This window comes from Actinomadura fibrosa, from assembly GCF_900659615.1.
GTDB classification, from domain to species: Bacteria; Actinomycetota; Actinomycetes; order Streptosporangiales; family Streptosporangiaceae; genus Spirillospora; species Spirillospora fibrosa.
This window is the reverse complement of record NZ_CAACUY010000005.1, coordinates 107,633-131,593: the sequence shown is the minus strand read 5'-3', so window position 1 is coordinate 131,593 and position 23,961 is coordinate 107,633. Positions and strand designations below refer to the sequence as shown.

Below are 23,961 nucleotides of genomic sequence, written 5' to 3'. Positions count from 1 at the left end.
CGGTGAACATCCTCTGGATCTTCGCCCACCCGGAACCCCGCTCGTTCAACGGAGCCCTGCGCGACCACGGCCTCCGGACCCTCCGCGCCGCCGGCCACCGCGTCCGCCAATCCGACCTCTACGCGATGCGCTGGAACCCCGTCGTCGACGCCGCCGACTTCGACCCCGCCCCGCCCCGGACACCCGGCACTCCGGCCGCCGCCGAGAACGCGCCCCGCACCGGAGACGCGCCCCGGACCGGCGCCGCGCCCGGCGATGATCCGGGCCCCCGGCTCCTCGTCGGCGCCGCGTCCGAGCGCGCCCACGCCGCCGGGCGCCTGAGCCCCGACATCCGCGCCGAACAGGAGAAGGTTCGCTGGGCGGACGCCCTCGTCCTGCAGTTCCCCCTGTGGTGGCACGGAATGCCCGCCATCCTCAAGGGCTGGTTCGACCGCGTCTTCGTGCAGGGCTTCGCCTTCGGCCTCACCGGGGACGACGGACGCGCCCTCCGCTACGGTTCCGGCGGCCTCGCCGGACGCCGCGCCCTCGTCATCACCACCGCCGGCGCCCGCCCCACCGGCCTCGGCTCCCGCGGCCTGCACGGCGACGCCGAGGAACTGCTGTTCCCCCTCCTGCACGGCACCCTCTGGTACACCGGCATGCACGTCCTGCCGCCCCTGGTCATCGGCGGCGCCGACCGCGCCACCCCCGCCGACCACGCCACCGCCGCCACCGAACTGGACGAGCGGCTGCACGCCCTGCCCACCGCCGACCCCATCCCGTACCGGACCGAGGTCGGCGGCGACTACGACACCGACCTCGTCCTCCGCCCCGACCTCGCCCCCGGCCGCACCGGCCTGGCCGTCCACCGCACCTGACATCCCCCAGCCCCCGGCCAGGACGCCCGACGAATCCGACCCGTCCAGCACGTCGCGATGCCTGGACGCCTCCAGACGGCGGGGAGCGCATCCGGAGCGGGCCTTCGACGGCGAGGCGAGCGGCTGGAACGGCTGAACACAAGCCTCTGTGCTCAGCTCGGAGGGGGACCCGCTGGACCGGCGCAATCGACCGGCCTGACCCTCTTGCACAATGGTCAAGAACCGTTGACCATTGACCGCATGCCGACCGATGATCTTCCCGAGACCTTCCGGGTCACCACTGACGAGCAGCTGCGCGCCGTCTCCAGCCTCACGCGTCACCGGATCATGGCCGCGCTCCGCTTCGAGCCGGCGACGATCACGCAGATCGCCCAGCGGGTGGGCCTCGCGAAGGGGAGCTCCAGCTACCACGTGCGGCTGCTGGAGCGAGCCGGCCTGGTCAAGGTGGTGCGGACGCGGAAGGTGAGAGGCGTCACCGAGCGGTACTACGCGATGGCCGCGCGATCGATCGAACTGCCGGATCCAGGCCCGGGGCAGCCGGACGTCCTGCTGCGGAACGCGGTGGCCGACCTGGAGGCGTCGCCGGCGGATGGTGAACGGCACGTCCGGATGGCGCATCTGCGGCTCACCGACGAGCAGTTCACGGAGCTGGGGGCACGCCTGCAGGCACTGGCGGACGAGTACCGGGCGCTGTCCGATCCATCGCTTCCGGACGTGTCGCTGGTCTTCGCGCTGTTCCGGCCGGCGCCGCGCCGGCAGGCCGAGGAGGACGCCGAATGACCCCCGAACCGACGAAGGACGAGGCGGACGAAGCGACGAAGGATGAGGCGATCCCGCCGGCCGGCTTTGCTCGACTGTGGACCGCGCAGACGGTGTCCTCGCTCGGCGACGGCGTGACGCACGCCGCGCTGCCGCTGCTGGCCGTGACGTTGACCCGCGACCCGATGGCGCTGGCCGTCGTCACGGCCGCCGGGACACTGCCCTGGCTGCTGTTCGGAGTGCTCGGCGGTGCGCTGGTGGACCGCTGGGACCGCCGCCGCACGATGTGGGTCACCGACGCCGCGCGTGCGGTGCTGCTGGTCGTACCGGCCGCGGCCGCGGCCCTCGGCGTGCTGAGCGTCCCGCTGCTGGCGGCCGTCGCGTTCCTGCTCGCCCTCGGCGGGCTGTTCTTCGACACGTCCGCCACCGCGTACCTGCCGGATCTGCTCGGCCGCGATCCCGCCCGGCTGGAACGCGCCAACGCTCGCCTGCGCGGCGCCCAGACCGCGGCGTCCGGCTTCGCCGGTCCGCCCGCGGGCAGCGCGCTGCTCGCGCTCGGACGTCCGGTCCCGCTGCTCGCCGACGCGGCGTCGTTCGCGCTGTCCGCACTGCTCGTCCGGTCGCTGCCCGCCGTGCCGCGTCCGGCCGCGAGCGCCCCCGAGTCGCTGCTTCGGCAGGCGCGTGCCGGAGCGTCCCACGTCTTCACGGACCGGCTGCTGCTCGGACTCGCGCTCCGCCCGGCGGTCGGGAACATCGCCTTCCTCGCCGTGGAGACGGTCCTGGCCCTGTTCGCCCGCGAACGTCTCGGCGTCGGCGCCTTCGGCTTCGGCCTGCTCCTCACCGCCGAGGCCACCGGCGGCCTCCTCGGCGCGGGCGTCGCCTCCTTCCTCAGCCGCCGCCTGGGCACCGGAACCGCGCTGACCTGCACCGCCACCATCGAAGGCCTCGCCATCCTGGGGCTCGCCTCCGCCCCGAACCCGTACGCGGCCGGGCTCGCGCTCGCCGTCTGCGGGGCGGGCATGGGCGCCACGATGGTGCTCGGCCCCTCCCTCCGGCAGGCCATCGTCCCGGCCCACCTGATGGGCCGCGTCGCCTCCACCTCCCGCATGCTCGCCATGTGCGCCGCCCCGTCCGGCGCCTTCCTCGGCGGCTGGCTGGCCACCGCCTACGGCCTGCGCGCCCCGCTCTACGCCGCCGCCGGCCTCCTGCTCGCCATGACCGCCGTCACGGCGACCATGACCAGCAACCGCCGGGTCGAGGCCGCACTGCGCAACGCGCGCCCGCACACCGACCCGGCCAGCCAGGACCCCGCCACGGTCGCCGTGTGAACCACATCCAGACGACGGCCATCGCTCGCGAGCCGCACAACACCCCCGCGGCATCGCAACGAGGAAGGTCGTGGCCCCCTCAGCAGCCCGCAAGGCAGGGGCAGCCATGAGGCACGGGCGGGACGGGTGCGGGCGGGCCGCCGCTCAGACGCGGTGGACCTCCACGCCTGCCGCCGACAGCTCGGCCAGCGCGTCGTCCGGGGCGTCCCGATCGGTGATCAGGACGTCCAGCGCCGTGACCGGGCACACGTGCCCGAGGCCCGTCCGGCCGAGCTTGGCGCCGTCGCAGACCGCCACCACCCGCTGCGCCGAGGCGATCGCCGCCTGCTTCACCGGGACCTCCGCCAGATCGTGCGCCGTCAGCCCGTGCCGCACCGACAGCCCGCAGACCCCGAGGACCACCGTGTCCACCCGCAGCGCCCGCAACGACACCTCGGCCAGGTGCCCGGTCAGCGACAGCGTGCCCGGCAGCGCCCGCCCGCCCGGCAGCAGCAACGTGACTTCCGGCGCCGCGCCCAGCGCGTTCGCCGAGTGCAGGTCGAGCGGCACCACCGTCAGGCGGCGGCCCGCCAGGACGCGCGCGACCTCCAGCGCCGTCGTCCCGCTGTCGAGCACGACCGACTCGCCGTCGGCCACCAGCGACCCCGCCCGCTCCGCGATCCGCCGCTTGGCCTCCGCCGCCTCCCGGAGCCGCACCGCGAACGGCGTCGCCTCACCGCGCAGCAGCAGGCTCACCGCACCGCCCCGCACCCGGCGCAGGACGCCCTCCTCGGCGAGCTGGTCCAGGTCCCGGCGGATCGTCATCTCCGAGCAGCCCGTCCGCGCCGCGAGATCCGCCACCGTCACCCGCTCCGCCGACCGCAACCGATCAATGATCGCCAGCGTCCGCTCCGAACTCTCCATCTGTTCAATCTAACGCGAACCGTGTTAGAAAGGCGAGGAGAACACCGGAAGGGGTCACCATGAAGTGGGTCGTCGTCGACTACGGCGAAGTCGTCTGCCGCACACCGCCCGAGGACGCCGCGTCCCGTCTCCCGCAGGCGCTCGACGCCGACCCCGACCGCTTCTGGGACGCCTACTGGGACGGCCGCGGCTCCTACGACCTCGGCGCCGTCGACGCCGCCGGCTACTGGGGCGAACTGTGCGGACGCCTCGGACGCGCCGCCGGACCCCGCCTCCTCGACACCCTCGTCCGCCTCGACCTGGAGATGTGGTCCCACCTCGACGACGGCACCCTCGCCGTCCTGCACGAGCTCGCCGACCGCCGCGTCCCCCTCGCGCTGCTGTCCAACGCGCCCCTGGAACTGGCCCGCGACATCGAGCGCCGCCCCTGGGCCGAGCTGTTCCGGCACCGCTTCTTCAGCGCCGACCTGCGCCTCGCCAAACCCGACCCCCGCATCTACCGGCACGTCGCCGACCACCTCGGCGTCCCGCCCGGCGACGTCGTCTTCATCGACGACCGCCACGAGAACGTCGAAGGCGCCAACGCCGCCGGACTGCGCGGCCTGCTGTTCACCGGCGCCGACCAGCTGCGCCGCGAACCCGCCCTCGGCCTCACCGCCCCCTGACCGGCCAACCGCCCGCCCCGCAACGCGTGGACGGACGTGGGGGGCGGTCCGCGCCGCGACGGACACGCACGCCGCGGCGCGGACCGCCTCGGGGGCGCCCGGCCTCAGAGCGTCTTGACCGTTCCGCCGTCGATGATGTGGTCGGTCCCGGTGATGTTGCCCGCCACGTCGGACAGCAGGAACGTGATGAGGGCCGCCACCTCGCCGGGCTCGGTGATCCGCCCCGTCGTGATCCCGAACGATTCGGGGAGGCGCCGCAGGAACTCCGAGTGCTCCGTGCCGGAGGCCGCGGCGACCTTCCCGCCGAAACCGTCCGGGTCCTCCCATACGGCGGTGCGCACCACACCCGGCGAGACGGTGTTGACGCGCACGCCGCGCGGCCCGAACTCCTCGGCCAGCGACTTGCCGACCGCGGTGAGCGCCGCCTTCGCCGCGCTGTAGGCGACCGGACCGGCGGCGGGCAGCCGCGAGTTGATGGACGAGACGTTCACGATCGCGCCCCTCCGCTCGATCAGGCCCGGCAGCAACGCGCGGCTGAGACGGACCGCGGCGAGCAGGTTGAGGTCGAAGACCGCCGTCCACTGGGCGTCGTCGGTGTCCAGGAAACCGCCGAGCCGGATCGCGTCCCCGGCACCGGCGTTGTTCACCAGCAGATCGACACCGCCCAGGTCGGCCAGAGCTGCGTCCGCCAGGGCCGCCACGCCCTCGGCAGTGCTCAGGTCGGCGGACACCGCGGCCGCACCGCTGTCCTTCAGCTCGGGTGTGATCGTGCGGGCCGCGCCGACGACCCGCACCCCCTCCGCGATCAGCGCGCGGACGGTGGCCAGCCCGATCCCGCGGCTGGCACCGGTCACGACGGCGGTCTTCCCGGCGAGGTCCAGTTCCATGATCGAATCCTGTTCTTTAACTGTAGGTACAAAATAAGGGCGGACGAGCCCGCCGGCCCGCACGACGTCCCGGACGTTGGAACCAGGGGACACCCCGGACGGCGGGATCAGGGAAGGATCACAGCGTGTCCAGCACCGCGTTGATCACGCGGGACTGCCGGTCGGGCCCCTCCGCCACCCGTGCCAGCAGCCGCAGGCCCACGACCGTGTTCAGCAGCAGGCTGCCGATGGCCCGCGCGTCCCGTCCGGCGTCGATCTCGCCCGTGCGCTGCCCTTCCTCGACGAGCGCGCGGAACGCCCCCTCGGTGCGGTCGAGCATGCGCCGCACCAGACCGGCGGCGGTCTCGTCCGTGGCGGCCAGCTCCGCGGCGGCGTTCACGGCCATGCAGCCCCGCCGGTCGGGATCGGCCAGATCCGTCTCGACCAGGAACCACAGCGCCTTGCGCAACCGCTCCTTGACCGGCCCCGGCTCCTCCAGCATCTCCATCAGCAGCAGCGACTGGCTGTCCCGGTAGCGGCGCAGGGCCTGCTCGAACAGGGCGTGCTTGCTGCCGAAGGCGTTGTAGAGGCTGCCCTTGCCGATCCCCAGCGCGTCCACCAGGTCCTGAGGGGTCGTGGCGCCGTAGCCCTTGCGCCAGAACACCTGCATCGCCTGTTCCACCGCGTCCTGCGGATCGAACTGCTTCGGCCTTCCCATGGCCCTCAACCTAGCACCGTTTTATACCTGAAGGTCAAGAAGTGGCGGACGGCAACGATTCGCCCTGCGGAGGGTCACGCGTTCCCCAGGCCCCCACTACCGCCTGATCAGCGGGTATCTCCCACTCGGGGTGATCAACGAAACGCGCCGCCCCGCCACGCGCGGGCGCGGCTACGACGACACGACGAGGACTGTCCCATGCGCGCAACAGTGATCCACGGACCCGGCGACATCCGCAGCGAGAGCGTCCCCGACCCGCAGATCATCAAGCCGACCGACGCGATCATCAGCGTCGCCGCCACCTGCGTCTGCGGATCCGACCTGTGGAGCTACCGGCGCGTCAACCCCGTCAAGGAGCCCACGCCGATCGGGCACGAGTACGTCGGCGTCGTCACCGACATCGGCTCCGAGGTCGGCTCCATCGAACCCGGCCACTTCGTCATCGGCTCGTTCTACGCGTCCGACAACTCCTGCCCGCACTGCCGGCACGGCTACCAGTCCGCCTGCGTGCACCGCGAGTTCGTCGGCGGATGCCAGGCCGAGATGGTCCGCGTCCCCCTCGCCGACGGGACCCTCGTCCCCACCCCCGGGCAGCCCGGCCCGGACCTGCTGCCCAGCCTCCTCACCCTCTCGGACGTCATGGGCACCGGCTGGTACGCGGCCGTCGCCGCGGGGGTCCGGCCCGGCTGCACCGTCGCGGTCGTCGGCGACGGCGCCGTCGGCCTGTGCGGGATCATCGCCGCCCGCGAGCTCGGCGCCGACCGGATCATCGCGATGAGCCGCCACGAGCCCCGCCAGCGGCTCGCGCGCGAGTACGGCGCCACCGACGTCATCATCGAGCGCGGCGACGACGGCGTCGACCGCGTCATGGACCTCACCGGCGGCGTCGGCGCCGACTCCGTGCTGGAGTGCGTGGGGACCGCCGAGGCCATGAGCCAGGCCCTCGGCTCGGCCCGCCCCGGCGGCACCGTCGGCTTCGTCGGCGTCCCGCACGAGGTCGAGATCTCCGGCGAGGCGCTGTTCCGCTCCCAGGTCGGCCTGCGCGGCGGCCCCGCGCCCGTCCGCCGCTTCCTGCCCGACCTCATCGACCGCGTCTGGGACGGGCGCATCGACCCCGGCGGGGTCTTCGACCTCACGCTCCCGCTCGACCAGGCCGCCGAGGCCTACCGCGCCATGGACGAGCGGCGCGCCGTGAAGGTCCTCCTGCGCCCCTGACGCCCGGCGCCGGCGTCACAGCAGGGTCAGCTGCCGCGGCCCCTCCTCCCGCGGCGGGACGCCGCGGTGCGCCGCGGGCGGCGGCCGCCGGACCATCCCGTACTTCGCCGCGAGCTCCCGCACCATCCCGGTGACCCGGTCCTGGTACTCCTTCGACGCGTAGGAACGCCCCCCGTACAGCCGCGCGTACGGGACGACCAGCTCGGGACGGTGGCGGCGCAGCCACGCCAGGAACCATTCCCGCGCGCCCGGACGCAGATGCAGCGGCAGCGCCGTCACCGACGTGGCGCCCGCCTCAGCGATCCGCCGCACCGCCGCGTCCAGCTGGGCGGGGGAGTCGGTGAGGTACGGCAGCACCGGGCCCATCAGCACCGCGCAGCCGATGCCCGCCTCGTTCAGGGTCGCGCACACCTCCAGGCGCTTGCGCGGCGCCGGGGTGCCCGGCTCCACCAGCCGCCACAGCTCCTCGTCCACGAACCCCACCGAGACCGCCGCGCTGACCCGCGTGCGCTCCGCCGCCTCCAGCAGCAGCGGCAGGTCGCGCAGGATCAGCGACCCCTTGGTCAGGATCGAGAACGGGTTGCGCGCGTCCCGCAGCGCCGCGAGGATCCCCGGCATCAGCCGGTACCGGCCCTCGGCCCGCTGGTAGCAGTCCACGTTGGTGCCCATCGCGATGTGCTCGCCCCGCCACCGCGGCGCCGCCAGCTCCGCCCGGACCCGCTCGGCCGCGTTCACCTTCACCACGATCCGCGAGTCGAAGTCGGCGCCCGAGTCGAAGTCGAGGTACTCGTGGGTCTTGCGCGCGAAGCAGTAGACGCAGGCGTGCGAGCAGCCCCGGTACGGGTTGATCGTCCACTCGAACGGCACCCGGGACGCCTCCGGCACCCGGTTGATCACCGACTTCGCCCGCACCTCGTAGAAGGTCATGCCGCGGAACTCCGGCGTGTCGAACGTGCGCGCCACCGCGCCCCGCTCGATCAGCGGCGCCGCCTCGCCCCCGTCGGGCACCAGACGCAGATGGTCCCAGCGCACCCCCGACCTCCTTCGTCGAACATGTGAACGATCACGCACGTCCGGCCAGTATGGAACTGGTGTTCGAAGATCGCAACGTCAGCGACCCGCCGACCTGCGAGGACGAGGAACCAGCGGCGAGCCCCGCGGACGAGTCACGAACGGTGCGAGACACAAGAGGTGAACACCGGGAGACCCATCGGCACCGGGACCGCGGGATCGGTGTTCCGTACGTAGCACGGCAACGAGTACGTAACAATGGGCCGCTATGGCATCGCGATCAGGGACGGGAATCCGGGCACTTGCGGCCGCTCTGTCGGCGGGCGCGCTCGCCGCGTGCGGCGTGCCCGCGCTCGGCGGCACCGACGACCGCGACGACGGCGGACCGGTCCACGCCGGCACCAAGGGCGAGTGCCCGGCGGTCGCCGCGCCCCGCGACTCGGCGTCGCGGCAGCTGCGCGGCATGTGGATCGCCACCGTCGCCGGCATCGACTGGCCCAAGGACACCGACAAGCCCGCCGCCGAGCAGCGCGCCGCGTTCGTCAAGCTGCTCGACACCGCCAAGGCGATGAACATGAACGCGGTGTTCGTCCAGATCCGCCCGAACTCTGACGCGTTCTACCGGTCCCCGTACGAGCCGTGGTCGCAGTGGATCACCGGTAAGCAGGGCAAGGACCCCGGCTACGACGTCCTGGCGTTCATGCTCAAGGAGGCGCACGCCCGCAACCTGGAGTTCCACGCCTGGTTCAACCCCTACCGCGTCAGCCGCCAGGACGACCTGAAGAAGCTCGCGCCCAACAGCCCCGCCCGCCAGCACCCCGACTGGGTCCGCAAGTACGGGACCGGCCTGTGGTACGACCCGGGCCTGCCCCAGGTCCGCGACCTCGCCACCAGGGCCGTGATGGACGTCGTCCAGAAGTACGACATCGACGCCGTCCACTTCGACGACTACTTCTACCCCTACCCCGAGTCCGGCGACTTCCCCGACGACGCGTCCTACAAGGCCTACGGCAAGGGCCTGAAGCGCGCCGACTGGCGCCGCAAGAACGTCGACACCCTCGTGGAGTCGCTCTCGCGGCAGATCCACCAGGCCAAGCCCTGGGTCCGGTTCGGCATCAGCCCGTTCGGCGTGTGGCGCAACAAGACCAGCGACCCCGCCGGATCGGCCACCAGCGCCCTCCAGAGCTACGACGACATCTACGCCGACACCCGCACCTGGATCAAGAAGGGGTGGCTCGACTACGTCACCCCGCAGCTCTACTGGCCCATCGGCGACAAGCGCGCCGACTACGCCGAGCTCGTCAAGTGGTGGGCGCGGCAGGTCGAGGGCACCGACGTCCAGCTCACCATCGGCCAGGCCGCGTACCGCGTCGGCGAGGACGCCACCTGGAAGAAGCCCGCCGAGCTGTCGCGGCACCTCACGCTGAACGCCCGCTACCCGCAGGTCCGCGGCGACGTGTTCTTCAGCGCCTCCGACATCGCCTCCAACCGCCGCGGCTTCGCCGCCAAGGTGCGCGCCGACCACTACTCCCGTCCCGCCGTCCCGCCGCCCGTGAGCGGACGCGGCGGCCAGGCCCCGCCCGCCCCCCGCGACCTCAAGGTCCGCGCCGACGGCAAGGGCGTCCGCGTCGAATGGCGCCCGTCCGACGGCGCCACGTCCTACGCGGTCTACCGGGTCGACGGCAAGCGCGCCGACTGCGCCCCCGTCGACCCCAACCGCCTCCTCGCCGACGTCCGCGGCGGCGGGATCATCGACCCGTCCGCCAAGCGAGGCCGCGCCTACACCTACTACGTCACCGCCCTGGACCGCCTCCACCACGAGAGCCCGCCCGGACGCGGCGCAACCCTTACCGTCCCCGAAGGCTAACGATCTTGCTCCGTGGGCAGGAACCAGACACCTGGACGCCCCCCGGAGGTATGAGTATGGCGCTGTCGATGGAGGAGCAGCGGATCCTCACGCAGATCGAGGTCCGCCTGAAAGAGGACGACCCGCGGCTGGCGCACCGCCTCGCACGGCTCGGCACCGCCCGGCGCGGACGCCGCGTCCGCATCATCGCCGCCGCCGTGGTCGCCGCCCTCGTCGTCCTCGCGGCGATCGCCGCGGCGGTCGTCACGGCGGTCTCCTGACCGTGGACGCCCGCCACCCCACCACCGGACGCCCCGCCGTCCCCGCCGTACGCCCCCCACCCCGCCCCGCTCCCGCCGCCCGGTCGTGACGTGACCACGTCGCACTGCCTCGCCGTGCCCACAACGCCCTGACCGGCCCGCAGTGCCCTGACCGGGCCCGCCTGCATCGAGCCACCGGCCTGACCGGCCCGCACAAACGGACCCGGTCAGGCCGACGCGCCACAACACCGCACCACCCCAAACGCCGCACAGCCATGCCGAAGTGCAGCGGACACCAGCGCACACCCAAAGGGCAACGCACACGACCACGCAGTGCCGCACCACGCGGCCACTGCACGATCGCGCCAGTAGGCACGACGACGCAGCGGCTGACGAAGTAGCGGAGTACCCGGACCCCGACGACGAGCAGCGCCGCGTGGTGCATGCCACGGCGGACGCTGCATGCGGATGCGCAGCACGCAGCGGCGGATGGCCCGGCTGCACAACAACGCACGGCGGCGCAGTGGCGGTGAACTGGCGGCCGATCCGGACGCCGCGCAAGGAAGCACCGCCGCTCAGCAACGCGCCCTGGCGCGTCCTGCGCGTCCTGCGCGTCCTGCGCGGCGGAGCGCAGCGCGCAGTGGCGATGGTGGCGGACGTCTACGCAGGGCGCGCAGGGGCACACCACGCCGCCCCTGCGCAATCGCGTACGGCACGCAGCAGCAGGCGGCGGACGCTGCCCGGCGCCGCTCGGGCTTAGTGGCGTGCGACGACACGGTGGCGGGCTGTCCAGAGGCCGCACGAGGAAGCACCGCCGCGCAGTGGAACGCCCATGCGGACCCAGCGCGACGACGCGCAGCGCGTGACAGCGTGCGACGGCGAGGTGGCGTATGTCTACGCCCGCCACGCGGTGGCACGCCCCGGCGGGCGCTGCGGGACGACGCGGAGCAGGCGTGGGGTCCGACGACGGGTGGCGCGTGGGCGGTCGACTTCTACGCGCGCCGCTGTAGTGGCGTGCCCGCGGCGGATACAGCGCGACGACGCGGAGGGCGTGGTGGCGCGACGACGCGGTGGCTTATGGGTGGGCTGGGTCTACGTGCGGCGTGTAGTGGCCTGCCGCTGCGGTTGTTGTGTGGTGTGGCCCGGGTAGGAGGAGGCGGCGAGGTGTGGTCGCGGATGGGCCCGGTCGTCGCGCACAGCGAGGGGGAGACGCCGGCATCGGCGGCGTGCCTGGCAGCGTGGTCGCCGACACGGCCGTCGCCCCGGCGTGTGGTGGTGCGAGGGGCGGCGGGTTCGTGTGGCGACGCCGAGGCCCCGGCGAGATTGGATCTCGCCGGGGCCTCGGCGTCTAAGCCGGTGTGGTGGTCGCCTCACGGCGAAAGGCACAACGAGGCTCCAGCCCGGACCGTATGGACCGGCGGTATTCCCCGAAGGCGTTGTGTAGAGCCCGGGGGACACATGCCACACCGACGCACCCACTGTAACGGCTGCCAGGGGGTGGTCATTCCACCGCACCCCGTGTGTCCTCGATCACCTCACCCTGGAGTGAGGTTCTCGTGCGCGCGTGCACCGGTTCCGTGGGGGATGCGTCCCCAATATGAACGGACGCGGGAAAAGTCGGGTCCCGTTCCGGATCGACCGGCGGCGTGGCGGAGGCGCCGAGGCGGCAAGGCACTTCACCATGCCGCCACCGGCACGGGGAACTGCCGGTTCGGCCAGATCTGCGGGACGGGCCCCATGGCGCGGCCCCGACGGGGAACATGCCTGTTGAGGTCGCTGACCTGCGGAAACCGCCAGAGGTGAGGAGACGGGGCATTGGACACCAAGGGGCTCGGCGTCGAAGGATCCGAGGACGGCGACCATCGCGCCGCGGCCTGGGACCTGGCCGCGAACACCCGCTCGGCCGCCCGGGCGCGCGTGCTCACCGCGAGGGCGTTGCGCGACTGGCGGGTGACCGATCCCGCCGACGTCGACGACATCGTCCTCATGGTCGACGAACTCGTCACCAACGCCGTCGTGCACGGCGAAGGGCCCGTCCGGCTCGGCCTGCGCCTGGACGGCGTCCGCATCATCGGCGAGATCAGCGACGGGGACCCGGCCGCGCCCGTCGCGCCCCGTCCGGTCCCCGGCGTCCTCGAATGGGCCGAGGCGGGCCGCGGCCTGCTGCTGGTCGCGGCACTCGCCACCGAGTTCGGCGCCCGGCCCGACGGCGCCGGCAAGACCGTCTGGTTCGCGCGCCGCCTGAGCGCGCTCGATGGTCACCGCCCCGCCACGGTCACCGTTCCCGCCGAACCGATACCGCTCGCCGCCGCCGACAGCCCTGCTCTCACGCCACGCTGTTAGCCTCCGGCGAGGCCGCGCGACCGACCATCGCCCACGGCTCGTCCGTCGCCTGACGTGTTGATCGGCTATACCGCTCCGCGCACGCGCCTGGCCGCATTGTCGGCGTCTCGGCCCAAGCTCTGCGCCTGCGATCGTGGGGACGTGCAGGCGCTGGCCGGGGGGCGTCCGCAATCGGTCATTGCGCGGGGCGGCTGATTCACGGTCTGCGCCCGTTGGTCCCGATATGCGTGGGTCGGCGGGGAGGCCCCCTCGGGCCGTCGCCGGACGTGGGGACGGGTCAGGCCTGGAGGGGGCAGCGGTCGACCACCCACACGTCCTCGTCGTCCTCGGACGGCGGTTCCGGCGGTTCCGGGGGTTCGTCGGTGAGCCGGTCGAGATGCCACTCGATGTGGGCCAGCGGTCCCCGCCATCCCGCGAGCAGGTCGGCCAGCGGACGCGGCGGTCCCGGCGGGCCGAACGGGCGCGGATCGGGCAGTTCGCCCTCCCACAGCGCGTCGTCGCAGTCGGCGGCCCAGTGCCCCGCGGCCTGGAGCACCTCTTGCAGGTCGCGGGCAAGGTCGCCCAGCGACCGCAGCGCCATCGCGTCCTGGATCATCCGTTCCCGGGCGTCGTAGGGCAGGTCGCGGTCGAACTCCGGCGGGAACGGCGGACGGCGGCCGTCGAGGACCGGTTCGTCGCCCGTCGCGGCGGCGCGGATCGCCGCCAGCTGCCAGCGCGTCCACTCCGCCAGGTGCCCGAGGACGCCGCGCAGCGCCGCCGCGCCCTCGCCACCGCCGCGGACCTCGGCGGTCGCGTCCCGCACCCGGGACCGGACGAGCTCCAGCCGGTCCAGCGTCCACGCGCGCGCTCGCGCCGCTCCGGCCGGGCCGCGCGGGCCTGGTCCGGCGGGCGGCCGCGGCATCGGCACCCGCAGCGCCGCGAGCAGCGTGTCCAGGTCGCGGACCTCCGAGGCCTTGCCTGACAGGAACGCCGCGCCCACCCGGTCGAGCCGGAACATGCGGGGCCCGTCCCGCATACGGCACCACCCCACCAGGTACTCCCCGTACGGGGCGATGACCAGGCCGTGCGCCTCGACGTCCCGGAAGCTGCGCGACCCCGACTGGTCGGTGTAGGCGAGCCGGACGATCCGCCGCGTCCGCACCGCCTCGGCGAGGGTGTCGTGCACCGGGCCCATCAGTGACCCGACCTCGCTCAGCTCGGCCGGCGGCGGCTCGGCGGGCAGGACGTACCCGCGGCCCTTCACCGTCTCGACCGGCAGGCCGCCGTGGGTGAGCAGTTCGAGGTCGCGCCGCACCGTCCGCTCGCTCACCCCGAGCCGCTCGGCCAGCGCGGCGTGCTCCAGCGGCTCCGGGGACGCCGCGCGCAGTTCGGCGACGAGCGCGAGTAAGCGGTCTACGCGGTCCACCCCACCATGGTTACCCCGGCCACCGACATTTCGCGGCCTCCCGGAACATTCCAGAACCCCGATGGGTAAGGGGATGCAGGCCTTTTCGACACCTTGGCGACGCCCTCGACGCCACTGTGTCATCGCCCCCGTCGATGGGCCTGCCCCGCTCGCTCGTGGAGGCCCGCGTGGATGCGGCGTCTCCGCCCGCTTCCGTGGAGGCCGGCGCGCCGTCCTCACCAGCGCGGCGAGCAGGACGGGCCCGGATCGACGCATCGGTGCCGGGGGACCTGACCCGATGAGCGCTCGGCTGGTCCGGAATGCCGCTGTCGCCCCGCGCGCCGGTGCTGCGGGCAGGACGCGGCGCGTTCGGCGGCCTGGCCGGAGTCAGGTGCCGAAGGATTCCGCGCTGCGGGTGAGGTGGGGCGTGGCGCCGTCTGAGGGCCTGGTCGGTGCGGCTGCTCAGGTGCCGGAGAGTTCTGCGGCCAGGCCCTCGAAGTCGGACGCGGTGAGGGACAGCGCGCTGCCGATGGCCTGCGTGGCCTCAGCGCTGCCCAGGTGCCGGGTGGCGGCGCGGTCGAGGTAGGCCTCGATGAGGCGTGCGCCGGTGAGCCGGCCGCGGCCGCGCAGGGTGCCGATCTCGCGGTCGACGACCAGCCAGGCGTCGGTGCCCAGGCGCAGCCGGCGTTCCTCGGCCAGCAGGCCCAGCAGCGCCGACCGTGCGGAAGTGTCGGACAGATCCGGCAGGCGCACCGCCCGCAGGTCCGTGACCAGCTCCGGGGACACCGCCGACAGCTCACCGACCCGGTCGGGCTCGCACGTCGCCAGCAGCGCCGTGTCGTTGACGCCCTCCAGCCGCGCCCGGTACAGCACGGACGCGTACGCGTGCCCCTGCGTCTCGTCCAGGATCAGCCCGTCGAGGCCGTCCAGCAGCAGGACGTGGCCCGCGTGCCGGTCGAGGGCGGTGCGCAGCCCGTCCGGGCCGTCCTCGCGGAGGTCCTCGGCGTGGACGCTGTGGACCTCGCCGCTGGACGCCTCCACCTCCGCCAGCGCGCGCGCCACCATGCGTGCCAGCCGCCGCTGCCCGCTGGACGGCGCCCCGATCAGCAGCAGCGCCGGGGCGGACGCGCTCGACACCTCCTGGCCGCGCAGGCGCCTGGCCCACTTCCCGCGGCGCCGGACCTCGGTCACGACCCGTCCGATGTCGTCGGCGCCGCACAGGAACCGGATGCCGTACGCCTCGGCGATCTGCGGGCCCTGTTCGGGGGCGGGTGCCGGCGGTACCGGGGGAGGCACCTCGTGCACCGGTGGGGGCGGCGGGGGCAGGTCCGGCACCAGCGAGGCCGGTGCGGACGGGGCCGGTTGGGCGTCGGCGCCGGGCCACGCCGGGCCCGGGTCGAGCTGGGTCTTGAACGCGTCGCTGTCGAGCTGCGTCGCCGGTTCGACCGGCCACACCGGCGCGGGCGGCTCCGGGACGGGCGCCGGGACGGGCGTGTCCGCCGTGGTCGGTTCCGACCGCGGCCACACCGGCGCGCCCGACGACGGCTGCTCGCCCACGACCGCGGTCGGCGGAGCGGGCGTCGCCGGCGGCGGAGGAGGCGGCGGGATCCGCGGCGGGGGCGTGTTGCCTCCGAACGGATCGGACGGCGGCGCCTCGGACGCGGTCGGCGGCGGTACAGGCGACGGAGGGGGAGTGGAGGAGGGGCCGGGGACGGGGCCCGGCGCGGGCTCGGAGCGCACGCCGAACGGGTTCTCCGGCCCGGGCGGTGGGCTCTGCATCGGCGGGACGCCCTGTCCCGCCGCGCCCTGGGCGCCGTACGGGTCGGGCGGGACGGGCGGCGCCGACGGCGGTTCGACCGGTGCCACCGCGGGCGGCGGGCCCGGGGCCTCCTGTGCGGGCTCGGGCACCGGTGCGACCGGGCGGTCGGTGGCCGCGCGGTCGGCCGCCATGTGCTCGCGCGCGGCCTTGATGATGTCCCAGGCGCTCAGCTCGTCGGTGGACGGCGGGGTGTGCATCGCCGGGGACGTCAGCTCCGCAGCGACGGCCTGCGGCACCGCGAAGCCCGTCGCGGGCGGCGGGACCTGGGCGAGCCTGCACCAGGTCAGGCCGAGGGTGTAGGTGGTGGCGAGGAGCGCGGCGAGCGCGTCGGCGTCGTCGCTGCGCAGCATGTCGGGCAGCCGCCCATCGCGGGGCCACAGGGCCCGCAGCGGGTGCGCCGGGTCCGCCAGGACGGCCTGGAGCGTCCGGGCGCTGTCGGGGTCGAGCCAGCGCTGGAGCCCGGCGAGGGCGTTCGGCGCGGCCTGGAGGTCGGCGGCGAGGACGGCGATGCCGGCGCGGCGGACCTCGTCGTGGCTGCGGGCGCCCTGCGCCACCGGCCGGGGCCCGGTCAGGCCCGCGACGATCTGCTGGAGGTCGTAGAGCGCGAGCCGCAGGTACTCGCCGGGAGCGGTGTCGCGCACCATCGGCGTGGCGAACTCGGCGGGGCAGCGGCGCCGCCACTCCTGCACGATCGCCTCCGGCCCGTACCGGACGGTCGCCATGTCCTGGTTGACCATCCGCAGCGACGCCGCCGTCACCGCGGCGAGCGCGTCGGCGCCCGGACGGAACCGTGCGTCGGCCTGCAACCCGGCAGCGACCTCGTACATCACGCGGGCGATGTGCGCGGCGCCGCCGCCGTCGCCCGCGCCAAGCCGGTTGATGTAGTACCCGGCGAGCGTCCCGAAGTCGGGCGGCATCATCCAGTGCAGCTGCTCGGCGGAGGTCGTCAGGAACGGGATGAACGACTCGATGAGCGGATGCTCGGTGAGCACGACGGGCGACCCGGCGCACCACAGCAGCGCGCCCCACGCGGCGGCGACGGTGCTGGGGGTGCCCGGCTGGAACATCGGGTCGCGCTGGGCGAACTGCGCCGGGTTCACCGCGAGGGCCGTGGTGAGGGCCTGGGAGATGCGGGCCACGACCGCGGTGTCGGGGACGGGTCCGAGGAAGCCGAGCGGCGCCATCCGTCCGGCCGCCAGGTCGGGGCCGGTGGGGAAGAGCTGCGGCGGCACCGGGGGAGTGCCCGCGCCGCGCGGCGCGGGGACCGCGACGCGCCGGTCCTCGAACGCGCCCGGGGGAGGGCAGGGATGCCACGTGCCGTCCAGGCCGCACCGGTACCAGCGGCCCCAGGCGCCGAACAGCCACCACTCCCCGGCGCCCCACAGCATCCGCGCGGCGACCTGCCCGGCGCGCTCCTGCGGCGGCGCCGTCCGCCACCACGGGGACGCCACCAGCTCCCGCACGTTGCCCTCGACCGCCGCGAACAGGTCCCCGCTCGGCCCGCCTCCGGTTCCACCGGGTCCCGCCCCGGCCCCCTGCCAGCTCACCCGGCGAATAGTAGTCCTCCCGGACGCTCCGCCCGGCATCGTCGCGGTCCGCGCCGCGATCACCGCCATCGACCTGTAAGGAGTGATATGGCAGCATGCTCATGAGCGATCATCGGGCCGGAGGGGTCCGCCGTCCGGGCGGACCACGGCAGGACGAGTCGCGGCGGGAGCCCCGGACGAGCGGGGCCGGGCCCGTCCGGCGGGCGAAGGGACGGTCATGGGCGAAGCGGGACGGGCGCGTGCCTGGGGCGTCGGGTTCGCGGTGTTCTCCTCGATCTGCTTCGGGGCGTCCGGGCCGTTCGGCAAGGCCCTCATCGAGGCCGGGCTCGGCCCGCTCCAGGCGGTCTGGCTGCGGATCGCGGTGGCGGCGATGGTGCTCGTCCCGGTCATCGTCGCCCTGCGCGGCCGGGGCGCCGCGCGCGGCCTGCGCCCGCACCTCGGGGGCCTCGCCCTCAACGGCCTCGCGGGCGTCGCCGGATGCCAGGCGTGCTACTTCGTCGCCGCGTCCCGGCTGCCCGTCGGCGTCGCGATCCTGCTGGAGTTCAGCGGGCCCGTCATGGTGCTGGCCTGGCTGCGGTTCGTGCGCCGCGCCCCCGTCCACCGCACCGCCGCCACCGGGGTCGTCGTCGCGATGACGGGGCTCGCGCTGGTCGTCCAGGTGTGGACGGGCCTGAGCCTGGACCCGCTCGGCCTCGCCGCCGGGATCGGCGCCGCCGCCTGCCAGGCGAGCTACTTCCTCGTCGTCGAGCGCCTCGCCGCCGACGTCGACCCGCTCGTCATCACCGGCTCCGGCATGCTCGTCGCGGCGGTGGTGCTGACCCCGCTCGCCGCGCCCTGGGCCCTGCCCTGGGACGTGCTGCCCGCGCGGGTCCCCGTCGCGGGCGGCTCCGCGCCCGGCTGGACGCTCCTCGCGTGGGTCGCGCTGGTCAGCACCGTGCTGGCCTACATCACCGGCATCGCCGGGCTGCGGCGCCTGTCGGCGCAGGTCGGCGGCGCCATCTGCTACACCGAGGCGGTCGCGGCGACCCTCATCGCCTGGGCGGTGCTCGGCGAGCGCCTCACCCCCGTCCAGATGATCGGCGGCGCCGTCGTCCTCGTCGGCGCCTACATCGCCCAGCGCGCCGTCGCCGTCCCGGCGGCCCCCGACCCGATCGCCCCCGTCCCGGACGGTGCCGTCCCGGCCGGTGCCGCCGTCGCCGCTTCCGGATCCCGGGGCCGCTAGGCGTTCTCGCCGCGGAACCGGCGGGCGCCCAGCACGACCGACACCACCAGCAGCACCGCCGTGACCAGCGCGCCCTCGGCGACGGCCGCGGAGGCGTAGTCGCCGGAGAACGCCGAGCGCGCCCCGTCCACCACGTACCGGAACGGGGTGCAGCGCGACGCCGCGTCCAGCCAGCCGGGCGCCATGCTCATCGGCAGCAGGATCCCCGACAGCAGCATCAGCGGCAGCGTCACCGTCGACAGCAGCGGCGCGAACGCGTCCTCGCTGCGCGTCCGCATCGCCAGGACGTAGGACAGCGAGGCGATGCTCACCGCCAGCGCCACCACGAACGCCAGCCCGACCGCGATCCCCGCCGCGGGCGCCCGCAGGCCCATCGCCACGCCCGTGACCAGCAGCACCAACGCCTGGACGGAGATGACCGCCGTGTCGCGCAGGACCCGGCCGAGGAGCAGCGCCGTCCGGCTCACCGGCGTGACCCGCAGCCGCTCCACCACCCCCGACCGCAGGTCGGCGATCAGCCCGAACCCGACGAACCCGGCACCGAACAGCGCGAGCTGGACGAGCACGCCCGGCACGAACACCTGCCAGGCGTTCCCCGACCCGAACCCGCGCACATCCGCGATCCGGGACAGCAGCGGCCCGAACAGCAGCAGGTATAGCAGCGGTTGCAGCGCGCCGAACACCACCGCGACCTTGCTGCGCAGCGTCTGCCGCAGGTACCGCAGGAAGATGAGGCGGGTGTCGGCGGCGGTCCGTCCGAAAGACATGGGGCTCTCCTGCTCGAAGTCGTGGAAGGAGGCCGTCACGCGGCGTCGCGCAGCGAGCGGCCGGTGACGGTGAGGAAGACGTCGTCGAGCGTGGGACGGGCCAGGCTCAGCGACGCCAGCTCGACGCCCGCCCCGTCCAGCAGCCGGACCAGGCCCATCAGCTCCCGCTCGCCGTTCTCCACCGTGAGGCGGACGGTCCGCCCCGCCACCGCCGCCTCTCGCACCGCGGGATGCCCGGCGAGCGCCGCCTTCGCCCGCCCGGTGGCGGGGTCGCCGGACAATCCGTCCTCCGGGGCGCCGTCCGGGCCTGGCGCCAGCTCCAGGGTGACGACGTCGCCCGCGACGCGGCGCTTGAGCTGCTCGGGCGTCCCTTCGGCGACGATGCGGCCGTGGTCGATGATGAGGAGCCGGTCGCACAGCGCGTCCGCCTCGTCCAGGTAGTGCGTGGTGAGGAACACCGTCGTGCCGTCCCGCTCGCGCAGCCCGCGGATGTGCTCCCACAGGTTGCCGCGGCTCTGCGGGTCCAGGCCGGTGGTCGGCTCGTCCAGGAACAGCAGCGGCGGCCGGTGCACCAGGCCGAGCGCGATGTCGAGGCGGCGCCGCTGCCCGCCCGACAGGGCCGCGGACGGGCGCCGCTCCAGCCCGGACAGGTCCAGCCGCGCGCACAGCCCGGCGATCCGCTCGGCCCGGTCGGCGACGCCGTAGAGGCGGGCCTGGAGGTCCAGCTCCTCCAGGGCCGGGACGGACGGGTCGGTGCCGCCGCCCTGCGCCACGTACCCGATGCGGCGCCGCACGCCGGCCGGGTCGGCGCGCAGGTCGTGCCCGGCGACGGTCGCGGTGCCCGCGGTCGGCGCCAGGAGCGTGGTCAGCATCCGCAGCGTGGTGGTCTTGCCCGCGCCGTTGGGGCCCAGGAAGCCCACGATCTCGCCGGGCGCGACGTCCAGGTCGACACCGCGGACGGCCTCGACCGTGCCGTGCTTGCCGGTGAAGGAGCGGGCCAGCCCGCGTGCCTCGATCACAGTGACCTCCGAGTGGGGGGACGACCCGGATAGAGTAACCACAAGTTTGCAGTCACACCAAATTTTGAGTCACGCCATCGAAGGTAGGATCCCGACCATGGCGGACGAGCTGGAGGCCAGGCCGGAAGCAGAACTCGGGCTGCGCGAACGCAAGAAGCGCGAGACCCGGCGGCGGATCTCCGACATCGCCACCGGCCTGTTCCTCACGCGCGGCTTCGACAACGTCACCATCGCCGACGTCGCCCGCAGCGCCGACGTGTCGGTCAACACCGTCTTCAACTACTTCGGGACGAAGGAGGACCTGTTCTTCGACCGCCAGGACGAGATCATCGAGCAGGCGGCGCGCGACTTCCGCGACCGCCGCCCCGGCGAGAGCCTCGTCGGCCTTTACCGCCGCCGCTTCTTCGAGGGCCTCGACGCGCGCGCCTACCAGACCGCGTTCCACGAGGGCTCCGAGGCCTGGACCAGAACCGTCCAGGACAGCCCGGCGCTGCTCGCCCGCCAGCGCGAGATCGGCCGCCGCGCCCAGGATCGCCTGGCCGCCCAGCTCGCCGAGGAGACCGGCGCCGGCCCCGACGACATCACCCCGCACGCCGCCGCCGCGATGATCTACGCCGCGCAGGCCGTCCTCATCGAGCAGATCGCCGCCCGCAAGCGCGCCGGGGAGACCCTGGAGGAGATGCGCGACGACGTCTACGCCGCCGCCGCCCGCCTGTTCGACCTGCTCGAGCACGGCCTCGACGGGTACGCCGCCGCGCCCGCCGCCTCCCGCGCCGAGGGCCCGCCCCCCGGGAAGGCCGCGCCCGCCGGCGGAAAATGAGTGTCGGGGCGCTCTGCGGGCTTCCTACACTCCATGATTGCGGAGGCGAATCATGGACACCCCCACGCTCCTTGCCCACCTGGAGACCCACGACACCGCCCTCACCCTGCCCAGGGGAGGCACCCTGTGCTGGGACGACGCGGATCTGCACCGCGCCGCCCACGCCGCGGACCCCGAGGGGTACGCGCTGCTCGGCCTCGCGCCCGGCGTCCGGCCCTGGCAGCGCGCCCGCGTCCTGATGCAGGTGCTGGCCGCCTCCCAGGCCGGCCTCGACGACGCCACCCGCGCCGTCCTCGCCCGCGTCGCCCACGTCCTCACCCTGGCGCTGCCGCCCGCGCACGTCATCACCGTCCTGCTCGGGCTGCGCCGGCTGCGCGCCAACCACAAGCACACCACCCGCACCGTGCTGCGGTTCGTCCTGGAGCACCCCGACGCCGACGCGCTCATCGCCGCGCGCCGCCCCGCCCTCCTGGACTGCTTCGAGCACGCCCTCGGCAAGGCCAGCGCGCGCGGCTGCGCCCGCCGCATCGCCGACGGCGACACCGCCTCGGACTACCTGCGGCGCCGCCTGCTGCGGTTCCTCACCGCGCCCGCCGCCGCGCCCGCCCGCGTCCGGGCCCTCTACGCCCCGGCCCCGCCCGGCGCCACCGCGCCCCGCGAGCCCGCCCTCGCCGTCGACGCCCTGCGCGAGCGGCCCGCCACCGTCACCGCCACCAACCGCGGCGACATCGCCGCCACCCTCGTCCACCTGTACCGCGGCGGGCCCGCCGAGGAGCTGTACGTCGCCCTCGGCCGCTACCTTGACGCCGCCGCGCTCGCCTACCCCCGCTTCGAGGGCACGGTCGCGCTCGTCCTGGACGCCTCGGCCTCCATGCGCGGCTACGGCGAGCGCGAGTGGGCCGTGCTGTCGCAGGCCGCCGCCCTGCGGATGCTGCTCGGCGAGATCTGCGACCGGCTGGAGGTCGTCGAGGTCGGCGGCGACGAGCGCGCCCCGCGCGGCGCCACCGACCTCGCCACCGGCGTCCTGGACGCGCTCGCCGCCGGACCCGACCTCGTCGCCGTCGTCTCCGACGGCTACGAGAACCTGTTCCCCGGCGACCTCGCCCGCGTCGTCGCCACCCTCCCGCGCGCCGGCGTCACCACCCCCGTGGTGTTCTGCCACGCCATGTTCACCGGCAGCGACGACCTGCGCCTGCGCCGGCCCGCCCCGGCGCTGCCGCAGCGCGGGTTCTGGCACCAGGACGACTTCGCCGAACTCCTGCCCTGGATGTTCGGGCACTGCGCCGCAGGCGCGCCCTGGCTGCGCTCCGCCCTCCACACCCGCCTGGACGCCCTCGACCGCCGCGCCGCCGAGCTCACCGCCGAGTTCGCCGCCGCACCCCGCTGAACCGGCCGAACGACCCCGCCCGCACGCACCACGCCCAGCCCGTCCGCACGCACCACAGGTCCGGCCCGCCCGGTCGACCACACGTCCGGCCCCGCCCGGGCGCCGCGCACAGCGCCCCGCGCGCGACGAGCCCGCCGCCCGCCCGCGCCCCCCAACGGAAGGAGCACCGCATGGAGACGGCGCTCGACACCCTCGTCCCCGGTCCGCTCAGCCTCGCCGGGCACCGCCTCGGCACGCCGCAGCAGGCCGGCGCCCTCACGATGGTCCCGATCTCCGGCCCCGCCCACCCCGGCTTCGCGCCGCCCCGCACCGGCCTCAAGCTGTCCCGGGTCGTCGGCTACGGGCAGGTGGAGCTCAGCAACGCCGCCGGTTCCGGCGTCGCCATCGTCCCCCTGCACATCGGCTACATCCAGGACGCCGCGCAGAACCACGCCCTCTGCCGGTCGGCGTTCCTCGCCCCCGGGCAGCGGCTGCTGTTCGAGGACGCCTGCTGCGTCCAGGCGGGCCAGGGCGGCTACCTCACCGAACGCGACCAGTGGTTCTTCGTCCTCCCCGCCGAGCTGCGCGACGCCGCCCTGCGGCTGCGCGGCGTCCACGGCTACAGCAAGCTGTGGGCCGACATCGCCGACCTCAACGTCCGCTACGGGCTCGCGCGGCGCGGGCACCTGGAGCAGATCCTCTCCCGCAAGCGCCCCGTCCTGACGCAGTTCCAGAGCCGCCTGGAACTCCAGCCCGGCCAGGTCGGCGCGCTGTTCTTCGTCGCCGGACGGTTCGCCGGCCTGGAGATCGCCCCCGACCCGGTCTACTTCGCCGAGATGTGGACCGCGCTCGTCTGCTTCGCCTACGGCGTCGCCGCCTGGCACGCCGAGCCCGACCCGCCGGCGGACGGCGCCGCCCCCTACGACGCCCGCAGCCTTCCCGAACTGCGCGGCGCCCTGGAACGCGACCGCTCCGCCCGCCTCGCCGAGGTCGCCGGCTGGCTCGCCGAAGCACCCGCGGGCCCCGTCGACCTCCAGGAAGAGGACCGCTACGTCGACCTGCGCCTGTCGACCGTCACCGCCCCCCACCTGGCCGGGCAGATCGTCACCGACGGCGACCGCACCGTCTACGCGTCCCTGTTCGCACGCTGAGACCCGGGGCAGTCCCGAAAAGGGGTTGCCCCGGGACCGTCCCACCCACTTCAATCAGACACACGGGAACTGTGCCGGGCACGTCAGGCAGAACC

General features: G+C 74.5%; 20 protein-coding genes. 12 read left to right on the top strand and 8 right to left on the bottom strand.

Going from position 1 to position 23,961, the window contains the following annotated elements; translation table 11 throughout:
• Positions 1–2: 2 nt before the first annotated feature.
• The 3 genes from E1300_RS03930 to E1300_RS03920 all read left to right on the top strand — a co-directional run bounded on the left by E1300_RS03930 (position 3) and on the right by E1300_RS03920 (position 2,944).
• Entirely contained in the window at positions 3–857 is an 855-nt protein-coding gene (locus E1300_RS03930; protein WP_207399462.1) for an NAD(P)H-dependent oxidoreductase, read from the top strand.
• Between the two features lie 240 nt (positions 858–1,097).
• Positions 1,098–1,637: an ArsR/SmtB family transcription factor gene (locus tag E1300_RS03925; protein WP_131755475.1), complete on the top strand. Its 540-nt coding sequence runs from the start codon at positions 1,098–1,100 to the stop codon at positions 1,635–1,637.
• The gene (locus E1300_RS03920) at positions 1,634–2,944 is read left to right on the top strand and encodes an MFS transporter (RefSeq protein WP_131755474.1); all 1,311 of its coding nucleotides are present in this window, start codon (positions 1,634–1,636) and stop codon (positions 2,942–2,944) included. Before E1300_RS03925 ends, E1300_RS03920 begins: the two co-directional genes overlap by 4 nt.
• 144 nt (positions 2,945–3,088) lie before the next feature.
• On the opposite strand, the gene E1300_RS03915 is transcribed toward E1300_RS03920, so the two are convergent.
• Positions 3,089–3,847 carry a DeoR/GlpR family DNA-binding transcription regulator gene (locus E1300_RS03915; protein ID WP_131755473.1) on the bottom strand — a complete coding sequence of 253 codons (759 nt, stop codon included), beginning with the start codon at positions 3,845–3,847 and terminating at the stop codon, positions 3,089–3,091.
• Between the two features lie 59 nt (positions 3,848–3,906).
• Between E1300_RS03915 and E1300_RS03910 the strand changes: the two genes are divergently transcribed.
• Positions 3,907–4,512 (top strand): HAD family hydrolase, encoded by a 606-nt coding sequence (locus E1300_RS03910; protein ID WP_131755472.1) that lies wholly within the window; start codon positions 3,907–3,909, stop codon positions 4,510–4,512.
• A 104-nt stretch (positions 4,513–4,616) separates the two neighbouring features.
• Here the strand turns inward: E1300_RS03910 and E1300_RS03905 are convergent, their stop codons facing one another.
• The gene (locus E1300_RS03905) at positions 4,617–5,399 is read right to left on the bottom strand and encodes an oxidoreductase (RefSeq protein WP_131755471.1); all 783 of its coding nucleotides are present in this window, start codon (positions 5,397–5,399) and stop codon (positions 4,617–4,619) included.
• A gap of 118 nt (positions 5,400–5,517) precedes the next feature.
• The gene (locus E1300_RS03900) at positions 5,518–6,096 is read right to left on the bottom strand and encodes a TetR/AcrR family transcriptional regulator (protein ID WP_131755470.1); all 579 of its coding nucleotides are present in this window, start codon (positions 6,094–6,096) and stop codon (positions 5,518–5,520) included.
• A gap of 198 nt (positions 6,097–6,294) precedes the next feature.
• Between E1300_RS03900 and E1300_RS03895 the strand changes: the two genes are divergently transcribed.
• Entirely contained in the window at positions 6,295–7,311 is a 1,017-nt protein-coding gene (locus E1300_RS03895; RefSeq protein WP_131755469.1) for a zinc-dependent alcohol dehydrogenase family protein, read from the top strand.
• A 15-nt stretch (positions 7,312–7,326) separates the two neighbouring features.
• Here the strand turns inward: E1300_RS03895 and E1300_RS03890 are convergent, their stop codons facing one another.
• Positions 7,327–8,343: an Rv2578c family radical SAM protein gene (locus E1300_RS03890; protein WP_207399461.1), complete on the bottom strand. Its 1,017-nt coding sequence runs from the start codon at positions 8,341–8,343 to the stop codon at positions 7,327–7,329.
• Between the two features lie 247 nt (positions 8,344–8,590).
• On the opposite strand from E1300_RS03890, the gene E1300_RS03885 reads away from it, so the two are divergent.
• From E1300_RS03885 to E1300_RS03875, 3 genes are all read left to right on the top strand, one after another.
• Positions 8,591–10,189 (top strand): glycoside hydrolase family 10-like protein, encoded by a 1,599-nt coding sequence (locus E1300_RS03885; protein ID WP_131755468.1) that lies wholly within the window; start codon positions 8,591–8,593, stop codon positions 10,187–10,189.
• 56 nt (positions 10,190–10,245) lie between these two features.
• Complete coding sequence (locus tag E1300_RS03880) at positions 10,246–10,449, top strand: DUF3040 domain-containing protein (protein ID WP_131755467.1); 204 nt, start codon at positions 10,246–10,248, stop codon at positions 10,447–10,449.
• Between the two features lie 1,794 nt (positions 10,450–12,243).
• Complete coding sequence (locus tag E1300_RS03875) at positions 12,244–12,771, top strand: ATP-binding protein (protein WP_131755466.1); 528 nt, start codon at positions 12,244–12,246, stop codon at positions 12,769–12,771.
• 277 nt (positions 12,772–13,048) lie between these two features.
• Here the strand turns inward: E1300_RS03875 and E1300_RS03870 are convergent, their stop codons facing one another.
• Both E1300_RS03870 and E1300_RS03865 read right to left on the bottom strand, forming a co-directional pair.
• The gene (locus tag E1300_RS03870; RefSeq protein WP_165502665.1) at positions 13,049–14,176 is read right to left on the bottom strand and encodes a helix-turn-helix transcriptional regulator; all 1,128 of its coding nucleotides are present in this window, start codon (positions 14,174–14,176) and stop codon (positions 13,049–13,051) included.
• Positions 14,177–14,617: 441 nt separating this feature from the next.
• Positions 14,618–17,521, bottom strand: a complete 2,904-nt coding sequence (locus tag E1300_RS03865) for a hypothetical protein (protein WP_131755464.1) — start codon at positions 17,519–17,521, stop codon at positions 14,618–14,620.
• 217 nt (positions 17,522–17,738) lie between these two features.
• Here E1300_RS03865 and E1300_RS03860 point away from each other — a divergent pair, with 217 nt between their 5' ends.
• Positions 17,739–18,743 (top strand): EamA family transporter, encoded by a 1,005-nt coding sequence (locus E1300_RS03860; RefSeq protein ID WP_131755463.1) that lies wholly within the window; start codon positions 17,739–17,741, stop codon positions 18,741–18,743.
• On the opposite strand, the gene E1300_RS03855 is transcribed toward E1300_RS03860, so the two are convergent.
• Positions 18,740–19,510 carry an ABC transporter permease gene (locus E1300_RS03855; RefSeq protein ID WP_131755462.1) on the bottom strand — a complete coding sequence of 257 codons (771 nt, stop codon included), beginning with the start codon at positions 19,508–19,510 and terminating at the stop codon, positions 18,740–18,742. The genes E1300_RS03860 and E1300_RS03855 overlap by 4 nt on opposite strands.
• A gap of 35 nt (positions 19,511–19,545) precedes the next feature.
• Positions 19,546–20,529, bottom strand: coding sequence for an ATP-binding cassette domain-containing protein (locus E1300_RS03850; protein WP_131755461.1), 984 nt, complete (start codon positions 20,527–20,529; stop codon positions 19,546–19,548).
• A gap of 97 nt (positions 20,530–20,626) precedes the next feature.
• Here E1300_RS03850 and E1300_RS03845 point away from each other — a divergent pair, with 97 nt between their 5' ends.
• From E1300_RS03845 to E1300_RS03835, 3 genes are all read left to right on the top strand, one after another.
• Complete coding sequence (locus E1300_RS03845) at positions 20,627–21,349, top strand: TetR/AcrR family transcriptional regulator (protein WP_131755460.1); 723 nt, start codon at positions 20,627–20,629, stop codon at positions 21,347–21,349.
• Between the two features lie 52 nt (positions 21,350–21,401).
• Positions 21,402–22,736 carry a VWA domain-containing protein gene (locus E1300_RS03840; protein WP_131755459.1) on the top strand — a complete coding sequence of 445 codons (1,335 nt, stop codon included), beginning with the start codon at positions 21,402–21,404 and terminating at the stop codon, positions 22,734–22,736.
• Positions 22,737–22,906: 170 nt separating this feature from the next.
• Positions 22,907–23,866 carry an ARPP-1 family domain-containing protein gene (locus tag E1300_RS03835; RefSeq protein ID WP_131755458.1) on the top strand — a complete coding sequence of 320 codons (960 nt, stop codon included), beginning with the start codon at positions 22,907–22,909 and terminating at the stop codon, positions 23,864–23,866.
• Positions 23,867–23,961 lie beyond the last annotated feature (95 nt).